We start from the raw sequence: 6,128 nt of genomic DNA, 5'->3' as shown, positions 1-6,128 counted from the left end.
CGGGCGGCTGGGCCAGTTGGGTGGGCGGGCGGTGCGTGATGGCGGGCGTGGGGCGAGGGGGAGGGGGGGGCGTCGGGGTGTCCGGCTCCAGGGGGCGGACGGGAGCCGGCAGGACGGCGGGTGACGGCGTGGCGGGTTGGGCCTGGAGCGTAAGCGAATAGCTCGTGACCAGCAGGCTGATGACGATTGCGGTGAACAGTGAATGACGGCGAGAGGGGTCGGACGAGAGAGGGTGCGGCACGGGCCTCCCGGATGCGGCGGCTTGAATAGGCAAAAGGACTGCAGGGGAATCCCTGCAGTCCGTGATGGGAGCGATCGCAATTCAATGGCGATCAATATCAAATGGCAGTCCGATTTGGGTCGATGTCTATTTGATGTTGAAGAGATATTGCTCCGCCCTTCTGGTAGCGATTACTGTTTTGCGCCGATGACCGCGACGGAGCCGATGCGGTCAGGCAGGCCGCTGATGGCGCCGGCGATTTCCGCGCCGTTGGGGCCAAAGAGAGTCAGGTCATATTCCGGCTTCGCCACGAGACCACCGATTTCCTTCCACGCGTCGGGATTGCTGACGTCGTTCGTGGTGATAGTCACGTCTCCGGCGAAGACCAGACCGTTGCCGGTCGCATCCAAAGCCGTCGGATCCAGCTTGCCGTTATTGATGTTGAAGACAATGTCCTTGCCGGTCGAAGATATCTTGGCAGGAATCTTGATCTCGTCCAACGAGAATGACCCCTGGCCCGTGGCGGAGCTGGGGCCCGTTACCGTGACCTGGTAATCGAACATGCCACGCGGGAAGTTCGAGAAGGTCACACCGGCGTAGTTGTAGGTGCCATTTACCAGCGTGTCCGGCGCGGTCTGTTCGCCGACGATGCTCTTGACGAAGTGGCGGCCCACTGTGCCACGTGCAAGGTTGACCACCGCCGCCGAGTAGTTCTGACGGTAGACGCGGTAGACCACTGGAGACTTGACGCCGGCGGCCGCGGAATTGTCATTGGAGGTCAGGCTCAGATCATCGTTGCGGCCCGTGCCTCCGGGGCCGTTCTTGCCATACAGGGTGAAGGCTTGCAGGGAGTTCAGATCGAATACGTTGGAAATGCCTGTGCTGGCCTGAGTCGGAACGGTCGCGGAAGTGGAGGGACCGTAGGTCTGACCGTTGTAATTGAACGAGCCCTGGTAGACGACATTTGCTTGTTCTTCCAGGTTGCTGGGTTGGTCGAGGTCCAATTGGTTCCAGCCTGCGGAGGCGACGCCGGCGGATCCGGTCATCAGCAAGGCGGCGGAAAGTGAGGCGAGTTTGCGCATGGTCGTGTCCTTGAAAAGGGATGATGAACGATCCCCAGTGGCAACATGGGTGGTTTTTTTTGGGGACCTGGGTGAACCCGGCAGCCAGCGTTGTCGCCAGGACTGGGATCTGATCGGCTAGGATCCACACATCTAGGAGGACACGCGACCGGTAGTGAAAGTGCACGCCGTTTTGCAAACCCATGCGTCCTTTCGTCCGATTCGGTTATATGCGGCAGAGGACGGCAGCGCGTCGGATGATCCGGGTACCCTCACAAGCGGTAGCTCAAGGTCAGCAACGCATTCCGTGGCGGTGCTGAATTAAAGGAGCGTTCGTGCTGGTAGTAGACCTTGTCGAATACGTTGTTTACGTTCAGTTGCACGCTGAAGTGCCGGTCGATCTGGTAGCGCGCCATTAGGTCGACGACGTAGTAGGCGTCCTGTCGCATCAGGTAGTCCTGCTTGCGGCGCTCGAGGTCCATGGGAATCCAGGCGGACTGTGTGCGGCTCTGCCAGCGCACGCCTGCGCCCATGGTCAGGCGTTTGACGCGATAGGTGGTGAACAACTTGAAGGATTGTTCGGGCGCGCGATAGCTGCCAGTCAGGTCGTCAACCGCCGAAAACATGATCTCTCCCTTGAATGGCGGCAGGACCTGTTTTTGTTTGACGTAGCCCACGGCGATATTCCAGTCTTTCGTGATGGCGCCGGTGGCGTTGAATTCCCATCCATAGACGCGCCAGCCGTTGTTGTCAGTGGTCGGGGCGTTGGGATCGTAGCTTTGAAAGGGAAAGTCCTTTTGTGTCATCCTGAAGTAGGAGACTGCGATATTGAGGCGTTCGTCGAAGAATGCGCCTTTGAGGCCTCCCTCCTCGGTGATCGAGCGCACCGGGGGGAGGTAATCGCCGGTAATGGCGTTGGTGCCACCGTTTGAACCGTTATAGACGGGGTCGCGCACGTAGGACGTTGTATAGCTGCCGTAGGCATTGATCTGCGGCGTCAGTTCGACGATCAGACCGCCATAAGGCAGGAACTTCGGGCGCATGGTGGGGTTGGTGGAATTGGGAAGGAAGTGGGTGGAGTTGCAGTGGTCGACTAGACAGTCGGTGTCGACATGGTCCGTCTCCACATCCTTGGCCCAACGCCCGCCCAGAATGAGATGAACGCGCGAAATCGGTCGTAAATGGCTGCTGAAGTAGTACCCGGTTTGCCGGCGCTTGGTGATATATCGTTCCCTGGCGCTGTACATGTCCCTGCGGGAGCCGGCCAACTCTGATTCCTCGGGAAGGCGAGCGGTCCAGCCTTCGATGGGAATGGCACCTATCGACGTGCGACCCATGGGCGACCTCGGTGGGAGGCAAGAGCGATTGCGGCGGCCACATGACTCGAAAGCGAGTAGGGGGTATTCCGCCGTCCCGAAGGAATCATAGCCACCGTAGACCATGTGATTCACGTTATAGGCATTGGCGCCCACGACGAATTCCTGGTCCCGGCCGAATGCCTCAATACGGCCTTTCAGGTGAACATCCACGGCATTGACGATGTTCTCTTGATGGTCGCGTTTGGCAACGTAGCTGGCCAACCCCGCTTGGGGCACGTAATAGCGGGATCCCATTTCCCCGTACAACTGGTCATCTATGTTGCTGGCATGGTTGTAGCTGGCCTTGAATGACCAGTCGTCGTTGAAATCATGGTCCCAGGTGAGAAATAGATTGGTGTAATTGCGATGGGTGTGTGACCAAGGGGTTGCGTTATTGAAGCTGCGCGGAACGCCTCCGGTTGGCAATACGCTGTCGCCTGGCGGCAGGTCGCGTATGCCCTCCGGTAGAAATTCCTTTTCTCCAGGCCGGAATCTGTTGTTTGACACTTCCGAATACCTCGCCAAGCCATGCGGCGAGGCCCCGTCCAGCTTGAAGTCGAATTGCGTCACGCCGGCGCTGATGCGGTTGTTCTCCGTCACGTCCAATTGCCCGATCAGCGACACCGCGCCTCGATCGCTCTTGACCCGCTCGACCCAGTGATTGCCCTTCTGCATGGCTGCCGCCAGCCGCACCCGGAACCGGTCATTGATCGGCGTGGAGAAGTCCAGCTCGGCGCGGCGATTGTTCCAGCTGCCGTATTTCAAATTCGCCGACAGGTGGCGATCCAGGTAGGGATACTTGCGCACGAAGTTCAAGCTGGCCGACGCATCGCCTTCGCCGCCAGTCAGGCTGTTGGAGCCGCGGATCACATCGATGCGTTCGTACAGAAAGGAATCCTGCAGCCCGATGTTGCCGTTGGCGGAGCCGGACAGGATGTAGCTGCTGGCCATGACGCCGTCCATCTGCACCGAGGTGACCGGAAAGGTCCGTGAATAGACAGGTTGGTTGCCGGCGCCCGCCACCCCGGCGGTAATCAGTGTGATGCCCGGCGTCTGGTCCAGCACTTCACTGACCGTCAACAACCCCTGATCCTGAATCTGCTGCGCCGTGAACGTGGTGATGCTCTGCGGCGTTTCTTTTGGCGCCAGGTCGAGCTTGGTGGCGCTGGACGTGCTGCTGACGGTGTAGCCCCGGTTGGGCGCGTCGCCTTCGCGGTAGCCGCTGACGGTGACGGCGTTCAGCTGGGTCACATCGGTGGCGTCCTCGCCTGCCGCCTTGGGCAAGCCGCGCAGCATGTAGCGCCCCGGCGCACGCGCCACCGCTTCGAATCCGCTGCCTTGCAGAATGCGGCGGAAACCCGCCTCCACCTCAAAACTTCCCCGCAACCCGGCGGATTCCTTTCCCGCGAGCAGCGAGGCGTCGAACGACAGGCTGACGTCGACCGCCTGCGCGTACTGGTTCAGCACCGTGGTCAGCGGACCGGCCGGGATGTCCACCTGCAAGGTGCTGGCGGTGAGGGTTGCCGAGGGCGTTTGCGCGTGGGTGGCGCGCAGCGGCGTGAAGGCGGCCAACAGGCATATGAGCGTGAGATTCAGCGTGAACTGGCGCGCGCCCGGCGCGGCATGGTGCGAGGAGCGGCCAGACGCGCTGGCCGGTGAAGCGGAGGAGGGATCGTGCATGGACATATCGCGGCAGAGTGATTGAACGGGAAGCGAGGCCATGGCCGGAACCGGTTCGGTTCGCGTCCATGGCGAGCGCCATCGTCATTGAGGACACGCGACGTGCTACGAAAGTGCAAATGCGATTGAAAAAAATACTTATGTGATCGATTTTGCGCTTGACCCGTGGCGTCAGGCACGAGGCCGCCGCCTGCGCCACCGCCCCGGCTACGCTCCTGGACGAGCCAGCACCGTCACCCAGTAGCGCGTATGCCGCCGCACCTGCACAGGGAAACTGTCCGAGATTGCTTCCAGCGCCTCGTCGGTGTCCCGCAATGAGAAGACCCCGGAGACCTTCAGATCGGCCACCGCCGGATCGCACCGCAGGATGCCGGGCCGATAACGCGCCAGTTCGGCGACGACCTCGGCCAGTGGCCGATCCTCCACCACCAGGCGGCCATGCAGCCAAGCCTGCGCATCCACGGACGCGGCGCTCACCGGCCCCGCGCCGTCGGCATCGAACGACACCGCCTGACCGGCGCGCAGCAGCACCGCAGGGATGCGGATCGAAGGGTGATCCTGCGTCTGGCCGGGCAGGATGGTGGCCGACTGTTGCAACACCTGCACCCGCGTGTCGCGGGTATCCAGGCGCACCGTGAAGCGGGCCTCCTGCGGCAGGATGTCGCCATGCGGCGTGCTGACGACGAACGGGCGCGGCATGGCCCGCGAGGTCTGGTCCTGATGGACCTGCATCAGGATCTCGCCGGCACGCAGCACCACCCGACGCCGCGCGTCGCTGAAATCCAGCGTCACGCGGGTGGCGGTGTTCAGATAGAGCTGCGAGCCGTCGTCCAGTTGAAATTGGCGCAGCTCGCCGGTCGCGGTCCGCCAGATGTCCGGCTCCCCTGACCGCATGACGCCATAGGCGCCGGTGGCCAGCAGGCCCATCCCCATCAACGACAGCAGGCTGCGGCGCTGTGCGCGCCGGCGCGCGGACGGGGTGAGCACGGCCGTGGCGACATTGGCCGGCACGCGGCTGAAGGCGCACCGCATCTTCTGCAGCCGTTCCCAGGCCTGGCGATGCGTGGGGCTGGCGTCGAGCCAGGCCTGCCAGTCAACGTGATCGCGCGGCGTCGCGTCCTCTGCCATGAGGCAGGCAAACCAGCGGGCGGCTTCGTGTACGGCCGATTCCTCGGCGGACGACGGCGGGCGGGACTCGGCCATGCAAACTGCCCGGGGATCAGAAGGCCGCCAGGCAGCAGTGCGCCATGGCGCGCGCGATGTAGTTCTTCACCGTGCGCAGCGAGACATTCAGATTCACGGCGATCTGCGTGTAGGGCAACCCCTGGAACTGCGACAGCACCAGTGCCTGCCGCACCTTCGGGTCGAGGCCGTCGAGCATGCGATCGAACTCGAACAACGCTTCGCGCACCAGCGCCTGGGTTTCGAGGGAAGGCACCTGCTGCGGCGGCAGGGTGGCCAGGACTTCGAGATAGGCGATTTCCAGCGCCTGCCGCCGGTAGAAATTGGCCACCAGCCGTCCGGCCGCGGTAGCCAGATAGGCGCGCGGTTCGCGCAGGGGGGAGGTGTCGATATGGAGGGGAGTGGCGGCGCACAGCACGCGGACGAAAGTGTCCTGGGTCAGATCGTCGGCGTCTTCGGCGCGGCGGACTTTAGTGCGAAGCCAGTTGCGCAGCCAACCGTGATGCTCGCGGTATAGGCCACCGACCTGGTGGGCGGTGGGGGCGAGGCACTTTTTCATGGGGTGGGAACGGCGGGGGTGAAGTGCGAATGGGAATTGGTTTGTTTTTATAGTCGATGGGGTGGGGG

General features: G+C 62.6%; 4 protein-coding genes. All 4 read right to left on the bottom strand.

All coding sequences use genetic code 11. The features are described 5' to 3' along the window. Positions 1-411 precede the first annotated feature (411 nt). Positions 412-1,302 (bottom strand): hypothetical protein, encoded by an 891-nt coding sequence (locus tag AOZ49_RS29110; RefSeq protein WP_054479326.1) that lies wholly within the window; start codon positions 1,300-1,302, stop codon positions 412-414. A gap of 251 nt (positions 1,303-1,553) precedes the next feature. Further along, positions 1,554-4,319 (bottom strand): TonB-dependent siderophore receptor, encoded by a 2,766-nt coding sequence (locus AOZ49_RS29105; RefSeq protein ID WP_082380631.1) that lies wholly within the window; start codon positions 4,317-4,319, stop codon positions 1,554-1,556. Positions 4,320-4,526: 207 nt separating this feature from the next. Then, positions 4,527-5,522: a FecR domain-containing protein gene (locus AOZ49_RS29100; RefSeq protein ID WP_054479322.1), complete on the bottom strand. Its 996-nt coding sequence runs from the start codon at positions 5,520-5,522 to the stop codon at positions 4,527-4,529. 16 nt (positions 5,523-5,538) lie between these two features. Continuing rightward, positions 5,539-6,060, bottom strand: coding sequence for a sigma-70 family RNA polymerase sigma factor (locus tag AOZ49_RS29095; protein ID WP_054479320.1), 522 nt, complete (start codon positions 6,058-6,060; stop codon positions 5,539-5,541). Positions 6,061-6,128: the final 68 nt, after the last annotated feature.

Origin of the sequence: Achromobacter sp. 2789STDY5608615 (assembly GCF_001298995.1) — a bacterium.
GTDB classification, from domain to species: Bacteria; Pseudomonadota; Gammaproteobacteria; order Burkholderiales; family Burkholderiaceae_B; genus Achromobacter; species Achromobacter insuavis.
Note: the sequence above shows the minus strand (reverse complement) of the source record. Positions and strands in the feature narration are given on the sequence as shown.